The organism is Bradyrhizobium sp. 23, from assembly GCF_023073295.1.
In the GTDB taxonomy this organism is placed as follows: domain Bacteria; phylum Pseudomonadota; class Alphaproteobacteria; order Rhizobiales; family Xanthobacteraceae; genus Bradyrhizobium; species Bradyrhizobium canariense_D.
In genome coordinates this window covers 72,613-88,428 of record NZ_JADPJF010000132.1, presented here as the reverse complement: position 1 = coordinate 88,428, position 15,816 = coordinate 72,613, and the positions used below count along the sequence as shown (strand labels likewise).

Sequence of the window (15,816 nt, the reverse complement as noted above, 5' to 3'; positions counted from 1 at the left end):
GGCAGCTAATCGTAGGCCATGCGATAGTCCCGGAGCACGGAATTGGACCCGATTCGGTTAAGGCCGTCCTCGCCGATCGGCAACTCCAGGGCCGTCAGCAGATAGCAGAGCGCTTCCATCGCCTGCGTTGATTTCGAGAAGGCGCGAAATTCGGCGTCACTTTCCGGGTTGAAATGGCCATGGGCACTCTTGCCGCGAAAGCTGATCGCGCGCTTAAGGTGGTCCACGGCCTCGGGTGGCAGAACACCGATGCCGAATTTTGCTTCGACCGTGCCGATAAGACGCTTGAACTGCTGCTCGGCCGTTTCCGCCCTGATCCACCGGATGGCGCCCGCGATCCGCTCGGCAATCGCAGGACCGTGCCCTAGTTCCTGCGCCTTCGCAGCCGCCGTGGCCGCGATTGCGTCGGTATCCGACGGCGAGAGAACGGGTTGCGCTTTTGCGACGGGGATGTCCTCAAGCCAGCGGCAGGCGTTGAGGAGCCTTTCTGACGAAACCACATTCTTCAGGCCAAAGCTCGTTATCATCAGCGCGCCAGGGCGCCGCCACGCCGCCACGCGGTTCATCCAGGCAACGAGGCATTCGCGAAAGGAGGCGAGTTCCTTATCGTCCCAGGATCGTACCGGAGAACCCCCGACCCAGAGGTCGCGATTGTCGATCTCGGCCTCGGGCCAGACATAGTGCACTTCGTGGTCGCCGGGATATTCGTGTTTCTCGATCGCTTCCATCATTTGCGTAAAGGAGAGGCGGTCGATCCGGATCGCCGACGGCTTGAGATTCACGCCGAAGCAAAACGACAGGAAGCCGACGTAATCCGAGACGTACAGGATATAGTCCCGGATGCTTCGCGGCTCTTCGAACTCGATCGCGAAACTCGGCCAGAGTTCCTTGGGGGCGTCGAATTCCATGCCATAGCTGGCGCCGTACCACGCTCGAAGCGTCATTCCCCCGGCGGTGTCGGTGAAAAGCGTGAAGTGCTCCTCATTTGGGTACTTCGTCTGGCCGATCGCCTTGACCTTGGCGTTATGATGCATCAACTGCTTCGAGTGCTTCACCTGGAAGCTAACCCGCTTTACTCCGTCTTCGGCCGTCCATGGATCATGGCCGACAACAGCGACGTTTGAGATGATCTCTTGCCGGCGGGTAGCTCTCTTGGGCTCGATATTGCGCGAGTTCGTTCCCGCAGTCGTCGTGATGTTGGAATGCAGGGAGACAATCTCATTCGTCTCGGTCTGAAGGAAGACGGGTTGCTCCCCCTCAATGTGGAAGAAATCCGTATAGCTGTAAATGTCGGCGCGAATCTCTTCGTCCGACATCAACACGTTTCCCGTAAGGCGATCACCCGTTACTAGCTCAACGCAATGCAGCGGCTTACCGCTCTCGATCTTCGGCATGGAGCGCCTTTAGGTGTTCGGTCTGTTCGACATGACGTTTCAGCTAGAACCGCCATGCCACACAGAGCCACAAGAAAGATCAATACCGCGGGATTACGGTGACTGTGCACTTAATTCATAAGAATTGGGTGCTCGATAGCGGGTCAATCATGGAGTGCGCTGTCACCGCAACTTCACCGATGCTCTCCGCTCTACAGCTGCATGTTCCTTATTGCAGCGGGCAATTGTAAGTCGTGATGATATAGATTCCACGGCGCATCCGTTTCGAAGCAACGATTTCGCAAGTTGATCCGACGTGGCGGAGCCACTCCGAAGCTCCGCCGTCCTGAGTGAGGTTATCGCCCGGGTTCGAGACGAGGTAAGCGTCGTTTTCCATACCTGCCATCCCCCAGCTTTCCCAATCAAGCATTACCGAGTCCCTGTCTGCGAACCATTGCAGTGCGTCCTTGTGAGTGCGTAACCAGGCTAGAAACCGAAGTTCATCCTTCCGCTGCCGGCAGTGCCCAGAACGTTCCGCCGATCAGCGTGAGCATCACCACCAGCGAAATGACGATCGAACGTGCTCGGGGTGAGTTTCTCTCAACTCCTGCCCAGATGCAGAGTCCGAGGCAAACCAATGCCACCGCGGGCAAGTAGAGTGAGATGAGAAGCAGAAACGTGCCAAAGTTCTTGCTGTCCCACGCCAGGGGAGTCGCAGTCGTAACCCCGGCAACAGCGGCAACAAGGGGCAGCCACCATAGCGTACGAGCCTCTTTCTCCGGGGCTTGAGCAAAGGAGGTCATGGTCGCAAATTTATCGAAAAGACCCTTGGAGTTGCAAGCACGAACCGGCTTTCGACGGTCTGCTCTCGGGCGGCAGCCTTCGCATAGCCGCCTGCGCTGGCCTCGCAGCAGTTCGTCCGTCTTCGCTCTCACTTCGTTCAAGCTACGCCGGACACCACGCTTCGCCCTCGTTCTCCGCGCGGCTGCGCCACGCGTAGCCCGAAGGGCGAAGCGTGGTGGGCCCGGCAGGACTCGAACCTGCAACCAGACCGTTATGAGCGGCCGGCTCTAACCATTGAGCTACAGGCCCCGCCGCGAGACGGCCGCGAAAGCTGCGGCCGGCAACGGTGCGCGGTTCGTTTACAGGGACGGAGGCGGGGGTGCAATGCTGGCGCCGGCGGTTGCAAACGTTGGCGCGGCAAGCCTTGGGATTTTTGAATAACCGAAATTGGCGATGATGCCCTTATAGTCCTGTTTTGCCCGACGGCGCAAGCCCATCTCGCCGAGCCTTCGTCCCCGCCCTCTGGCAATCGCGCCAGGGGGCTCGGTTTTCGATTCTGTAACCCCTTGTAATGCCAAGATCTTTCTACTGTGCATGGGGTTGTTTTCGCACATTTTGTTGGAGAGGGGTCTTCCGATCCCCTCCGATGTCGCGTTGGCGCGCTGCAGGCGCGCGGCAGTTCCGCAGGCCTAGTCCACCGACACGCCGGCGAACTCCACCACCTTGCGCCACTTCTCGGTCTCGTCGGTGACGAGCTTGCCGAACTCGGCCGGCGTCATCGGCTTGGGGATGCCGCCGGTCTCGGTGAGGCGCGCGACCAGCTTCGGGTCCTTCAGCGCCTCGTTGACGGCCTTGTTGAGGATCTCGATCACGTCGGCCGGCGTGCCCTTCGGCGCGGAGATGCCGTAGAAGCCGACCGATTCGAAGCCGGGCAACGTCTCGGCGATCGCGGGCACGTCGGGCACGCTCGGCCAGCGCTGCGGCGAGGTGACGCCGAGCGCGCGGACGTTGCCGCCCTTGGCCTGCTCCATCGCGGAGGGGAGGTTGTCGAAGATCAGCTGCACCTTGTTGGAGATGATGTCGGGGAAGGCGATCGCAGATCCCCGATAGGGCACGTGCACCATGTCGCACTTGCTCATCACCTTGAACAGCTCCGCCGACATGTGCACCGAGGTGCCGTTGCCGGACGAAGCAAAGGAGATCTTGCCGGGATTGGCCTTGCAGTAGTCGATGAACTCCTGAACCGTCTTCGCCGGGAACGCGTTGGAGACGACCAGCATGTTGGTGAGCTGCATGATGCTGGCCACCGGCACGGTGTCGCGCAGGAAGTCGAACGGCAGCTTCTTGTAGAGCGAGGTCGAGATCGCGTTGTTGGGCGCGACGAACAGCAGCGTGTAGCCGTCCGGCGGTGAGGTGATCGCAGCAGCGGCCGCGATGTTGCCGCCCGAGCCGGTGCGGTTCTCGACGATGAACTGCTGGCCGAAGCGGTCGGTCAGCCACTGCGCCATGATCCGCGCCACGATGTCGACCGGGCCGCCGGCGGAGAAGCCGATGATCCAGTGCACGGGACGGTCGGGATAAGCGGCGGAGGCGGGAGGTGCGGCGCCCAACAGCGTTGAAAGGAAAACCAGCCCGAAAACACTGTTACGCAAAATTCGCAACATGACGCCTCCCATGTTCTATTGTCGTTGGGCTGCATGCTTTCACAAAATCGGGGCGCTGCCTACATCGCCGCAAGTCGATGTTGACGCGCCCCCGCCGGGACCGACCATGAGATTCGCTTTTGTTTTCCTTCTCGGCGCGGCGCTGCTTTCAAGCCCCGCTGCCGCTCAAACCGGAGCCAACACCATTCCGACCAACACACCCAGCCTGACGATCAGCTTGGGCACCGCGACGCCCGGCGGCGGTTTTCCGCTCTATGGCAACGCCTTTGCGCAAGTGATGAACGCGGCCGATCCGCAAGTGATCATCGCCCCGCGCAACACCAAGGGCAGCAACGAGAACATTCCGCTCTTGGAGAAGGGCGCGCTCGATCTCGCCCTGGTCGCGGGCGAGCCGGCCTATGAAGCCTTCGCCGGCATCGGCCGCGCGCCGGTACGGTTGAAGATCCTCACGGCGATCTATTCCAACCCCGGCATGTTCGTGGTGCGCGCGGACAGTGCCTACAAGACCATTCGCGATCTGGTCGGTCAGCCCGTCGCATTCGGCGCCAAGGGCTCGGGCCTGCCGATCCTGGCGCGCTATGTGCTCGATGGTCTCGGGTTGAAGCAGGACGAGGACTTCAAGGCGATCTATCTCGACCGCGCCGGCGATGGCCCCGCGATGGTCGAGGATGGCCGTGTCGCCGCACTCTGGGGCGCCGGCATCGGCTGGCCCGGCTTCGCCGCGGTGGCCTCGAGCACATCAGGCGCGCGCTTCATCGCGCCTGACGGGGAGGAGATCGCGCGCATCCGCGCCAAGCATGCGTTCCTGAAGCCGCTCACCGTGCCGGCCGGCAGCTACCCGAACCAGTCCGAGCCGATCGCCTCGCTCGGCTCCTGGAGCTTTGTGCTGACACGCGAAGATTTGCCTGACGATGTCGCCTATCGCCTGGCGAAGACGCTTCACGGTGTCGAGCCGACCTTCTGCAAGCAGCTCGCGCAAGCCTGCGAGACTACGGCCGCGAACACCGTCGCCGCCGCGCCGAAGCCCGAGCTGATCCATCCCGGCGTGATCAAGTACTTTCGCGAGATCGGGGTGGTGAAGTAGCGCGCTTCCTTCCTTCTCCCCCTGTGGGAGAAGGTGGCGCGAAGCGCCGGATGAGGGGTATCTCTCCGCGAACTCAACAGCGAGTTGGACTCGCGGAGACGACCCCTCACCCGGCTTCACTTCGCGAATCCACCCTCTCCCGCAAGGGGAGAGGGTGCACCGTCAGCGCGGCGTCGCTACACCCTCACTTCTTCACCATCGCGCACGCCGGGTCGGGCGGACCGAACGCCTTGTCGCCCGAGATCGTGGTGAGGATCTTGTAATAGTCCCACGGATATTTGCTTTCCTCCGGCGTCTTCACCTGCACCAGCCACAGATCGTGCACCATCAGATTGTCTTCGCGTAAGCGGCCGTTGCGGGCGAAGAAATCCTCGATCGGCTTTTCCCGCATCTTGGCGGCCACCTTGAGCGGATCGTCGGTGCCGGTGTCCTTGATGGCGTTGAGATAGTGCATCACGCTCGAATAGACGCCGGCCTGCCACATCGACGGCATCTTGTTCATCTTGGCGAAGTAGCGCTTCGACCATTCGCGGGTCTTGTCGTCCAGGTCCCAATAGAACGACGTCGTCAGCAATAGCCCCTGGGCGGCCTGCAGGCCCAGACCGTGGATGTCGGTGATCAGCGCCAGCAGCGCCGCCATCTGCTGGCCGCCCTTGAACACGCCGAACTCGGAGCCGGTCTTGATCTCGTTCATGTTGTTGGGCGGACCCGCCGCAATGCCGATGATCTTGGCCTTGGAGGCCTGCGCTTGCAGCACGAAGGAGGAGAGGTCGGGCGTCGCCAGCGGCGGCTTCACCGAGCCCAGCACCTTGCCGCCATTGGCGGTCACGACCGCCGAGGCGTCGCGCTCCAGCGAATGGCCGAAGGCATAATCGTCGGTGATGAAGAACCAGCTGTCGCCGCCGCGCTTGACCACCGCGTCCGCGGTGCCGACCGCGAGCGCGCGGGTGTCGAACACCCACTGGATCGCATAAGGCGAGCAGAACTTGCCGTGGAAATCGGCGGTGCCGGTGGAGTGGGTGATGAACAGCCGCTTCTTCTCGTTGGCCATGTTCTGCACCGCGAGCCCGACCGCGGAGACCGGTACGTCGACGATCAGATCGACCTGGTCGACGTCGTACCAGCGCCGCGCGATGGCGCCGCCGATATCGGCCTTGAGCTGGTGGTCGCCGACGACGATGCTGATCGGCTTGCCGAGCACGGTGCCGCCGAAATCGTCGATCGCCATCTGCGCCGCCGTCACCGAACCCTGGCCGGTCGGCGCCGAGGCCGGACCGTTCATGTCGGTGAGCACGCCGATCTTGACGACGTCGTCGGACACCTGCGCCATTGCGGCGCCCGGCAGCAGCGTCGCCGCCAAGAACGTCGCTGCAAAGCCGGCAGCGACCGGCAGTCCAAATCTCGTTGGCTTCATATTTGTCCTCCCCTGATCCGGCGCGTTGGCCGGTGTACCCCCGGGTATGGCCCGGCTGAATTGGTTTCTTTTGCAACTATTTGGGGGCGGGCGTCAACGTCAGGCGGCGAAGCGGATTTGTCCGGCCGGGGAGGGATCGTAGCCGGTCAGCTCCTCGGCGCGCTGGAGCAACCGCTTTTCGCCGAGGAACCGGATCAGGCCCTGCATGGCGGGGCGGAAATAGCTGCGCTGCCGCATCGCGAGGTCAAAATTCTCCCAGATCAGCGGCACGAAATCGAGGCCGGCCGAGCGCGCGGACGCACGCGTCGCGATGCCGCAATCGGCTTGTCCCGCGCGGACGATCTCGGCGAGATCCGGCCCGGTCAGGGCCGGCGTCTCGATCCGGCGCAAATCGCGCGTCGAGGCGCCGGCGCGCCTGAGCAGCACATCGAGCAGCATCTGCGCGCCCGTGCCCTGCTGCCGCATCGCCATCCTGGCCCCGAGCGCGAGCACGTCGGAAAGGCCGCGCAGCCGCTTGGGATTGCCCGGCGGCAGCACGAGACCCTGCTCGCGGCGCACGAACGCGACCAGCAATGCATCATGCAGGTCCGGAGCGTCTCGCAGGACCGTCGCATTGGCCTCGGCGGCAAGATTGCCGTCGGCGTCGAGGCTGTGGAAGTGCATTGCCACGGCCATCACCTCGTCGCGCTGCAACCGCTCGAGCCCGCGTGCGCTGCCCTCGCTCATCGAGCCCAGGCCCGAGACGGATTCGCGCAGACTCCAATCCAGCAGCTCGTCCTGGCTGCCGCCGACGACCGGCGGCGGCTCCGCGATCAGCATGCCGGCCGGGCGCGCCAGTCCGGACAGCACCCAGAGGTCGAGTTCGTGCCGCGGGAAGAGCCATTTTCCGGTCACCTTGGTGCAGGGGATCGCACCGGTGGTGACGAGTTCGTAAAGCTTGCGTTCGCCGAGCCGAAGATAGTCGGCGGCTTCGCTGGTCGTCAGGAATTCCATCCTGCATTCCTATGCAAATTCTTGCTTCTTTTTGACGTTCGACGCAGGTGGAATTCTGCATTTCAAGTTTTGTCCGCCACGACCATGCCCGATCATCTCGCTGCTTTGCAACACATCCCCACGCGCGATCTCTGCCTTGGTGAACGATCCTGAATTGCTCGCGTGGTGTGGATCTTGCGGTCTTCGCGCGCGGCGCATTGCCGGAATTTCCCGACGCTGCGGGCACAATGTGCAAACGCGTCACGAGTGCGGCGCAATCCATCAGCATCATGATCGCGTCATAGCCAGTGGGAACCCGATCATGGCCGTCCGCCGCCTCTCCGTTGCACTCGCGCTTCTCTGCGGCCTCGTCGCCGGCGTTGCAGCGTCATCCGCGGAGGACCGCGCGATCGTGCTCGCCACGACCACAGCGACGCAGGAGTCCGGCCTGCTCGACTATCTGCTGCCGATGTTCCGTGAGAAGACCGGCATCGAGGTGACGGTGATCGCGCGGCGCGCCGACGAGGTGCTCGAGGGGGCACGAAGGGGCGAAGTCGACGTCGTGCTGATGCATGCACGGCCGCAGGAGGAGAAATTCGTTGCCGACGGTTTTGCGGTGAAGCGCTTTGACGTGATGTACAACGACTATGTGCTGATCGGGCCGAAGAGCGATCCCGCCGGCGTGAAGGGCAAGGACATCGCGGCCGCGCTGAAGGCGATCGAGGCCAAGGGCGCGCCGTTCGTGACGCGCGGCGACCGCTCAGGCACGCATGCCGCGGAGCTCGCGCTCTGGATCGTCGCCGGCATCGACATCGCTCGTACCAAGGGCGCATGGTATCGCGAAGCCAAGCAGGACATGGCCTCAGCCCTTGATGCAGCGCGCACGGCGAACGCCTATGTGCTGTCCGACCGTGGCAGCTGGATCGCTTTTCGGGATCGCGGCGATCTCGACATCGTCGTCGAAGGCGACAAGCGGCTGCTCAATCAGTACGGCGTGATGCTGGTGAACCCCGCGAAGTTTCCGAACGTCAAGAAGGAGTTGGGACAAGACTTCGTCGACTGGCTGATCTCGCCGGACGGGCAGGCGGCGATCGCCGGATACAAGGTCGACGGACAACAGCTGTTCTTCCCCAATGCGGACAAATCGGGCGGCTGACGTTCGTGTCGCCAGCGGTTGCCAAACCGGGCGATGCATGGTCCATCATGGCGCATGACCCAGCGCCTGCCGCCATCGCTGACGCCACTCGACGCCGCGCTCGCCGCGTTGCTGAAGGGGCTTGATCCGCTCGAGCCGGTGGAGTTGCCGCTGAGCGAAGCGGCCGGCTGCATCGCCGCGGGCAATCCGCTGCTCGCGCCGCGACCATCCTGTGACGTCGCTGCCGCGGACGGCTGGGCGTTATGCGCCAATGATCTGGTCGGCGCGTCCTCCTATTCACCGCTGCCGCTGCCGACAGCGCCCGCCTGGGTCGATGCCGGCGACGCGATGCCGGCGGGATGCGACTGTGTGCTCGATGCCGATTCAGTCGAGGTGTCTGGTCCGCTCGCCCAGGTGTTGGCGGAGGGCGTGCCGGGGCAGGGCGTCAGGCGCGCAGGAAGCGACATCGACGGACGAACGCCTGCCGCCGCAGAGGGGTATCCGGTCGGTCCTGCCGCTCTTTTGCTCGCGCGCGCCGCCGGGCTGGACCGGCTGAGCGTGCGCCGTCCGCGGCTGCGCATTGTCAATGTATCAGGTGCAACGCTGACCATGCATTTGATCGCGGACATTGCTCGCGCCGCTGGACTGGATGTGCAGACGAGCGAGGCCGGCGCGCGAGACGCGGGATCGATCGCGGAGACGTTGGGGACGCCTACCTGCGATCTCCTGCTGACGATCGGCGGCAGCGGCGTCGGTCGCAAGGATGCCGCGGTCACGGCGCTGGCCCAGGGTGGTGACGTGATTGCCCATGGTCTTGCGCTCCAGCCCGGACGCACCGCCGCGATCGGGCGGCTGGGAACCATTCCTGTCGTCGGCTTGCCCGGATCGCCGGACCATGCGCTCGCGGTCTGGCTCGCGCTCGTGCTGCCGCTCGTCGACCTTCTGTCGGCGCGGCAGCCGCGCCGACAGATAGTCTTGCCGCTCGCGCGAAAGATTGCATCCAGCGTCGGCATCGCCGAAATGGTCCTGCTGGCCGAGGAACATCATGCGTGGGTGCCGCTTGCGGTAGGAGAATGGCCGCTCCAGGCAATGGCCCGTGCTGATGCATGGCTGCTTGTTCCCGCCGGCCACGAGGGATTTGCAGCGGGCGCGCCGGTCGATGCCTATCTGATGCGGGAATGATATGGGTTTAGCATGACCATGATCCCGCAATCGCAAGTCCGCAGCGCACTCGAACAGGAACAGTTCCTGCAAATCGTTTCCCGCGAGGAGGCCCTGGCACGCTTCGAGGCTGCGCTGTTCCCCCGCGCGATCCCAAGCGAAAGACGCAAGCTCGCAGCAGCGCTCGGCGCGTCGCTTGCTGAAGACATCACTGCGCCAATCGACGTGCCACCGTTCGACCGTTCCAACGTCGACGGCTTCGCGGTGCGCTCAGCGGACCTTGCGACAGCCGGCGAAGGTGCGCAAGTTCGCCTCGGGCTGAATGGCGAGACTATTCACTGCGGCACCGTACCCGCGCTGCAAGTGGCGGCGGGAACGGCAACGCCGATTGCCACCGGCGGTCCGCTGCCGCGCGGTGCCGATGCCGTGGTCATGGTCGAGCATACCCAGCCGGCGGGATCGGCCACCATCGACGTCCGTCGCGCCGCCTCGCCCGGGCAATTCATATCATACGCAGGATCCGATATCGCGCGCGGCGAGGCGCTGCTGCGCGCCGGCACGATCGTGGGCTCGCGCGAGGTGGGCATGCTGGCGGCTTGCGGTCTTGCCGAGGTGAGCGTCGTGCGCAAACCTCGTGTGGCCGTGATCTCCACCGGCGACGAACTGGTTCAGCCCGGCGAGGTGCTCGCGCCTGCTGCGATTTACGATACCAACGGCGCGATCGTCACTGCTGCGATCGACGAGAACGGCGGAGAGGCGGTTTTCCTCGGCGCCATTCCCGACGACGAAGCTCAGCTCGAAGCCGCCATGCGGCGTGCGCTGGCGGACGCCGACATGCTAGTGCTCTCCGGCGGCACGTCGAAAGGCGCGGGCGATCTGTCTCATCGCATCATCGGCCGGCTCGGCCAGCCCGGCATCATCGCGCATGGCATTGCGCTCAAGCCCGGCAAGCCGCTGTGTCTTGCGGTGTGCGACGGCAAGCCGGTGGTGATCCTGCCGGGTTTTCCGACCTCGGCGATGTTCACCTTTCACGACATGATCGTGCCGGTGTTGCGCAAAATGGCCGGACTGCCGCCGCGCTCCGATGCCAAGGTGAACGCGACCGTGCCGGTGCGCATTGCTTCCGAGCTCGGCCGCACCGAATTCGTCATGGTCTCGCTGGTCGAAGGCAAGGACGGCTTGATCGCTTATCCCTCCGGCAAGGGGTCCGGTGCGATCACGTCGTTCGCGCAGGCCGACGGTTTTCTGCGCATCGACGCACTCGCCGACCAGATGCCGGCCGGGACCGAAGCCGAGGTGACGCTGTTCACGCCGCATGTGCGGGTGCCCGATCTCGTCATCGTCGGCAGTCATTGCACCGGCCTCGATCTCGTCACGGCGCAACTCGCGCATGCCGGGCTGACCGTGCGTTCGATCGCGGTCGGCAGTCTCGGCGGACTTGCGGCGGCGCGGCGCGGCGAATGCGATCTGGCGCCGATCCATCTGTTCGACGACAAGAGCGAGACCTACAATGCGCCTTACCTCGTCGAAGGTCTCGAACTCGTGCCGGGCTGGCGACGGATGCAGGGCATCGTGTTCCGCAAGGGCGACAAGCGTTTCGAAGGCCACAGCGCGAAGGACGCCGTCGTCGCGGCGCTCGCTGATCCCTCCTGCATCATGGTCAACCGCAACCAGGGCGCCGGCACGCGCATCCTGATCGACCGGTTGCTCGGTGGTGCGCGCCCGGAAGGCTACTGGAACCAGCCACGCTCGCACAACGCGGTGGCCGCGGCGGTCGCGCAGCATCGCGCCGACTGGGGCATGACCATTGCGCCGGTCGCCAAGGCGGTCGGCCTCGGTTTCATTCCGCTCGCGGAGGAGCATTATGACTTCGCGTTGGTGACGGCGCGGAAGCAGCGTCCGGCGGTGCGGGCCTTTCTCGATGCGCTCGGCTCGGACGAAGCGCGTGCCGCGCTGGAGCGGGCCGGATTCCGGCCGGCGTAGAGCTTGGTTAGGACGCCGCATCCAGTGCGGCGAGCCGCTCGGCTTCCGCGATATCCTCGACCGTATTGGCATTGAAGAACGGATCGAGCGGTTCGGTCGGCCACGTCACGGTCGCGAGCGGATAACGCGCGGTCCAGCGGTCGATCTTGCGGAGATCCTCGACCACCAGCGCGTGACGCAGTTCGTCGCGCAAGCCAACGCGCCACAAGCCTATCACCGGATGCGACTGGCCGCCCGACGCCGCAACGGCGAGCTCGGCATTCGCGGCGATGCGTTCGTCATGCAAGCGTGCGACAAGATCGCGCGGCAGAAAGGGGCAGTCGCCGGCGGCGCTGAGCACCCACTTCGCCTCAGGCCGGTTCGCCGCGGTCCAGTCGAGTGCGGCAAGGATGCCGGCGAGCGGACCGGGAAAGCCGGGCACGTCGTCGGCAACGACCTGCAAACCGAACGCGGCGAAGCGGGCGGGATCGCCGTTGGCATTGAGGATCAGCCCGCTGCATTGGGGTGATAGGCGCGCGATCACGCGTTCCAGAATGGTGCGGCCGCCAATGGTGCGCATCGGCTTATCGCCGCCGCCCATGCGCCGCGCGAGGCCACCGGCGAGCAGCACGCCTTGCGTGGTCGGAAAGCTAATCGTCACCACCTTCACCCTTGCGCTTGTGCTTGGCCGCTTCCTCCTCGACGTAAGCGAGGTTCTGGTCGTAGACGATGCGCTCTTCCCCCGACAACGCGATGAAGCGTTTGCCGCGCGCGCGGCCGACCAGCGTCAAGCCCACCTGCCGGGCGAGATCGACGCCCCAGGCGGTGAAGCCGGAGCGCGACACCAGGATCGGAATTCCCATGCGGACCGTCTTGATCACCATCTCAGAGGTGAGCCGTCCCGTGGTATAGAGGATCTTGTCGGATGCATCGACGCCGTGGCGGTACATCCAGCCCGCGATCTTGTCGACGGCGTTGTGACGGCCGACATCCTCGGTGTAGCAGAGCGGCTCCCCCTCCCTGCACAGCACGCAGCCGTGGATCGCACCGGCTTCCAGATAGAGCGAGGGCATGGTGTTGATGGTCTGCGTCATCTGGTAGAGCCAGGACGTACGCAGCTCCGCCTTCGGCAACGCCACGCTCTCGACCGCCTCCAGCAGATCGCCGAAGGCGGTGCCCTGCGCGCAGCCTGAAGTCTGCGTTCGCTTCTTCAGCTTGGCTTCGAAATTGGTGTGATGCTCGGTGCGCACCACCACGACCTGGAGGTCGTCGTCGTATTCGACCTCGGTGACCGCGTCATTATACTTCAGCATGTTCTGGTTGAGCAAATAGCCCAGCGCCAGATATTCCGGATAGTCGCCGATCGTCATCATGGTGACGATCTCCTGCGAATTCAGATAGAGCGTCAGTGGCCGCTCCACCGGCACCTTGATCTCGATTCTGGCGCCGGACTGGTCGGTCCCGCTCACGCTCTCGGTGAGGCGCGGGTCGTCGGTATCAGGGACGATCAGGGGCACTGGGGCTTTGTCGATCTTCATCATGGCCGCGACGTTAGCATGACATTCGGGTCAAGCCGATATAAGCATGCTAGCGAGAGAACGAAATGCCGCCTTTTCGTCATTGCGAGCGAAGCGAAGCAATCCGGGCTGCCGCTGTGGATCCATTCCTAGATGCTTCGCTGCGCTCGCAATGACGGAGGAGAGAGTGGTTCCATCAGGGACCTGGTCGCTCGCGGAGACGGAGCTGGAATGAAAGTCATCGGCCTTGCGGGCTGGAGCGGTGCGGGCAAGACCACGCTGTTGACGCGGCTGATCCCGCATTTCAATGCGCTTGGCTTGCGCGTCTCGGTCATCAAGCATGCGCATCACCAGTTCGACGTCGACGTTCCCGGCAAGGACTCCTGGCGCCATCGTGAGGCCGGCGCGGCCGAGGTGCTGGTTGCTTCGTCAAATCGCTGGGCGCTGATGCACGAATTGCGCGGGGCGGCGGAGCCGCGACTGCCGGAACTGTTGAGCAAATTGTCAGCCGTCGACCTCGTCGTGCTCGAGGGTTTCAAGCGCGAGCCGCATCGCAAGATCGAGGTGCATCGCGCGGCCAACGACAAACCGTTGCTGTTTCCCGATGATCCCGGAATTTACGGGATCGCGGCCGATGTCGCCATTGAAACACGACTGCCGACCGTCCATCTCGACGATATCGCCGCCGCCGCGGAATTGCTGCTGCGCGCGGCGATCCCGGTCGAGGAAGCAGTCGCGAAAAGCGCTGCGATGCGCTGACGAGGCACCATGGCGCAATTGTCGGACGATTGTTTTGCCTTCGGCGGACCGATGATGTCGGTTGCCGAAGCCGTTGGCCTGATCACGACGCGCGTCAACGCGATTGTCGATCTCGAAACCGTGACACTCATCGATGCTGATGGGCGGGTGCTGGCCCGCGATATCGCGGCGCCGCTGCCGTTGCCCCCCTTCACCAATTCCGCTGTTGACGGCTACGCCGTGCGCAACGCCGATCTTCCGGACAGCGCCGAGCGGGCACTCCCGCTCGACGGCCGCATCCAGGCCGGCGGTCTGGCACTGGCGCCGATCAAGGCCGACCATACTGCGCGCATCTTCACCGGCGCGCCGATGCCGCCGGATGCCGAAACTGTCTTCATGCAGGAAGACGTGCGCGTAGACGATGCCGGCCGAATCGTGCTGCCGCCGGGGCTGAAGCCGGGCGCGAATGTCCGCCCTGCGGGAGAGGACATCCCCCAGGGCCACATCGCGCTGCGCGCAGGCCAGCGCTTGCTGCCGCAACATGTCGCGCTCGCGGCGGCGTTCGGCCTGGTCGGGCTCGACGTCGTCAGGCGCATACGTGTCGCGGTGTTCTCGACCGGTGACGAATTGACCTCGCCCGGCGAGCCGCGCGCGGCCTCGCAGCTGTTCGATTCCAACCGCTTCATGCTGATGGCGATGCTGCGCCGGCTCGGCTGCGAGGTCAGCGATCTCGGCATTTTGCGCGACGAACGTACCTCGCTTGCGAATGGCCTCAAGCAAGTTGCAGGCACGCACGATCTGATCCTCACCACTGGCGGCGTCTCGACCGGAGAGGAGGACCACGTCAAGGCCGCGGTCGAAAGCATCGGCTCGCTGGTGTTGTGGCGGATGGCGATCAAGCCGGGACGGCCCGTGGCGATGGGCATCATTGCGGGCACGCCGCTGATCGGACTGCCGGGCAATCCCGTCGCGAGTTTCGTCACCTTTGTGCATGTGGTGCGGCCGACGGTGCTGGCGCTTGCGGGCAGCCTGCCGGCGCCGCTGTTGCCGATCCCGGTGCGTGCGGCATTCACCTACAAGAAGAAGGCGGGCCGACGCGAATATGTTCGCGCCTCCTTGCGGCGCACGCAGGACGGCGCACTCGAGGCAATCAAGTTTCCACGCGAGGGGGCTGGGCTGTTGTCCTCTCTGGTCGACACCGACGGCCTCATCGAGCTCGATGAGGAGGTCACGCGTGTCGAGCCGGGGCAGAGCGTGGGTTTCCTGTCCTATGCCGATTTGCTCTGAGTCTGAACGTGATGCTGGTGCTGGCTCGGCGTTGACGCCATCGGTCGCTCCCGCCATGTTGCGCCGATGACCAGAACGACGCTCGATCTCACCGGACTGAAATGCCCGCTGCCCGCCCTGAAGACGCGCAAAGCGCTGAAGCCGTTGCATCCGGGGGATCAGCTCGAAGTGTACTGCACCGATCCGCTGTCGGTGATTGACATTCCGAACCTGATCCGGGAGACCGGCGACACGGTGGAGATCACCGAGCGCAACGACGCGCGCATCGTGTTCTTGATTGAGAAGGCCGATCGATCGATAGAAAATATCAATGGTGCGCCGCCCACTTAGCTCGCGGTCACTCGGTTGATACCTACCTTTTGTCTATCGACATCGATCATCACTTCTGCCCCAATTGACGTCCTCCGCCGAGACGCGGAGGTCGAGTCGTGCCTGCGATATGCGGAGCAAATGGGCCGTCGAAAGAAGCCCGGCCGTGGCGTCGGGCATAGTCCCCACGGTTAGGGGTTTAACGTCTCGGATGCGCGTGACGATCCTGGCGCGCGTCGATCATTGTGGAGCAGCAGGGACAAAGGCTGCGCTGCAGGCTGAGGAACAGGACCGTCGTGGCAGGCCGTTCAGAAGGGCGGCTTTAGGGGAGGAATGCATGTCTACCATCGAGAGCGCTGGAACACTTTCGGGTGCCGGCGCAGGTTTTCTGGATCGCGAGCGGACCATCGCGACCGC

Annotated in this window: 15 protein-coding genes and 1 tRNA gene; 8 read left to right on the top strand and 8 right to left on the bottom strand. The window is 64.2% G+C overall.

Annotated features, from left to right (window positions below; translation table 11 throughout):
• Positions 1-5 precede the first annotated feature (5 nt).
• From IVB32_RS31875 to IVB32_RS31860, 4 genes are all read right to left on the bottom strand, one after another.
• Positions 6-1,394 carry a hypothetical protein gene (locus IVB32_RS31875; RefSeq protein ID WP_247372504.1) on the bottom strand — a complete coding sequence of 463 codons (1,389 nt, stop codon included), beginning with the start codon at positions 1,392-1,394 and terminating at the stop codon, positions 6-8.
• A 479-nt stretch (positions 1,395-1,873) separates the two neighbouring features.
• Complete coding sequence (locus IVB32_RS31870) at positions 1,874-2,176, bottom strand: hypothetical protein (RefSeq protein WP_247372506.1); 303 nt, start codon at positions 2,174-2,176, stop codon at positions 1,874-1,876.
• A gap of 213 nt (positions 2,177-2,389) precedes the next feature.
• Positions 2,390-2,465 (bottom strand) — tRNA-Ile (locus tag IVB32_RS31865).
• Between the two features lie 380 nt (positions 2,466-2,845).
• Positions 2,846-3,820, bottom strand: a complete 975-nt coding sequence (locus tag IVB32_RS31860) for a tripartite tricarboxylate transporter substrate binding protein (RefSeq protein ID WP_035969311.1) — start codon at positions 3,818-3,820, stop codon at positions 2,846-2,848.
• A 106-nt stretch (positions 3,821-3,926) separates the two neighbouring features.
• On the opposite strand from IVB32_RS31860, the gene IVB32_RS31855 reads away from it, so the two are divergent.
• Positions 3,927-4,904 carry a TAXI family TRAP transporter solute-binding subunit gene (locus tag IVB32_RS31855; protein ID WP_247372509.1) on the top strand — a complete coding sequence of 326 codons (978 nt, stop codon included), beginning with the start codon at positions 3,927-3,929 and terminating at the stop codon, positions 4,902-4,904.
• 184 nt (positions 4,905-5,088) lie between these two features.
• Here IVB32_RS31855 and IVB32_RS31850 read toward each other — a convergent pair whose 3' ends face one another.
• Positions 5,089-6,318, bottom strand: a complete 1,230-nt coding sequence (locus IVB32_RS31850) for an ABC transporter substrate-binding protein (protein ID WP_018456163.1) — start codon at positions 6,316-6,318, stop codon at positions 5,089-5,091.
• 99 nt (positions 6,319-6,417) lie between these two features.
• Positions 6,418-7,311 (bottom strand): helix-turn-helix transcriptional regulator, encoded by an 894-nt coding sequence (locus IVB32_RS31845; RefSeq protein ID WP_247372511.1) that lies wholly within the window; start codon positions 7,309-7,311, stop codon positions 6,418-6,420.
• A gap of 301 nt (positions 7,312-7,612) precedes the next feature.
• On the opposite strand from IVB32_RS31845, the gene IVB32_RS31840 reads away from it, so the two are divergent.
• From IVB32_RS31840 to IVB32_RS31830, 3 genes are read left to right on the top strand one after another with little or no spacing between them, the layout of a single operon-like run.
• Positions 7,613-8,446, top strand: coding sequence for a substrate-binding domain-containing protein (locus IVB32_RS31840; protein ID WP_247372513.1), 834 nt, complete (start codon positions 7,613-7,615; stop codon positions 8,444-8,446).
• A gap of 54 nt (positions 8,447-8,500) precedes the next feature.
• The gene (locus IVB32_RS31835) at positions 8,501-9,607 is read left to right on the top strand and encodes a molybdopterin-binding protein (RefSeq protein ID WP_247372516.1); all 1,107 of its coding nucleotides are present in this window, start codon (positions 8,501-8,503) and stop codon (positions 9,605-9,607) included.
• Positions 9,608-9,619: 12 nt separating this feature from the next.
• Positions 9,620-11,569 carry a molybdopterin biosynthesis protein gene (locus IVB32_RS31830; RefSeq protein ID WP_247372519.1) on the top strand — a complete coding sequence of 650 codons (1,950 nt, stop codon included), beginning with the start codon at positions 9,620-9,622 and terminating at the stop codon, positions 11,567-11,569.
• Between the two features lie 7 nt (positions 11,570-11,576).
• Here IVB32_RS31830 and mobA read toward each other — a convergent pair whose 3' ends face one another.
• Both mobA and fdhD read right to left on the bottom strand, forming a co-directional pair.
• The gene (gene mobA / locus IVB32_RS31825; RefSeq protein WP_085384396.1) at positions 11,577-12,212 is read right to left on the bottom strand and encodes a molybdenum cofactor guanylyltransferase MobA; all 636 of its coding nucleotides are present in this window, start codon (positions 12,210-12,212) and stop codon (positions 11,577-11,579) included.
• Complete coding sequence (fdhD, locus tag IVB32_RS31820) at positions 12,199-13,089, bottom strand: formate dehydrogenase accessory sulfurtransferase FdhD (protein ID WP_247372521.1); 891 nt, start codon at positions 13,087-13,089, stop codon at positions 12,199-12,201. Before fdhD ends, mobA begins: the two co-directional genes overlap by 14 nt.
• 207 nt (positions 13,090-13,296) lie before the next feature.
• Between fdhD and mobB the strand changes: the two genes are divergently transcribed.
• From mobB to IVB32_RS31800, 4 genes are all read left to right on the top strand, one after another.
• Positions 13,297-13,824, top strand: coding sequence for a molybdopterin-guanine dinucleotide biosynthesis protein B (mobB, locus tag IVB32_RS31815; RefSeq protein WP_247372524.1), 528 nt, complete (start codon positions 13,297-13,299; stop codon positions 13,822-13,824).
• A 9-nt stretch (positions 13,825-13,833) separates the two neighbouring features.
• Complete coding sequence (glp, locus tag IVB32_RS31810) at positions 13,834-15,090, top strand: gephyrin-like molybdotransferase Glp (protein WP_085384381.1); 1,257 nt, start codon at positions 13,834-13,836, stop codon at positions 15,088-15,090.
• A gap of 66 nt (positions 15,091-15,156) precedes the next feature.
• On the top strand, positions 15,157-15,420 hold the full coding sequence (locus IVB32_RS31805) for a sulfurtransferase TusA family protein (RefSeq protein ID WP_018456154.1): 264 nt from the start codon (positions 15,157-15,159) through the stop codon (positions 15,418-15,420).
• 190 nt (positions 15,421-15,610) lie between these two features.
• On the top strand, positions 15,611-15,816 hold a 206-nt coding region (locus IVB32_RS31800; protein WP_247412652.1), incomplete at its 3' end, for a hypothetical protein.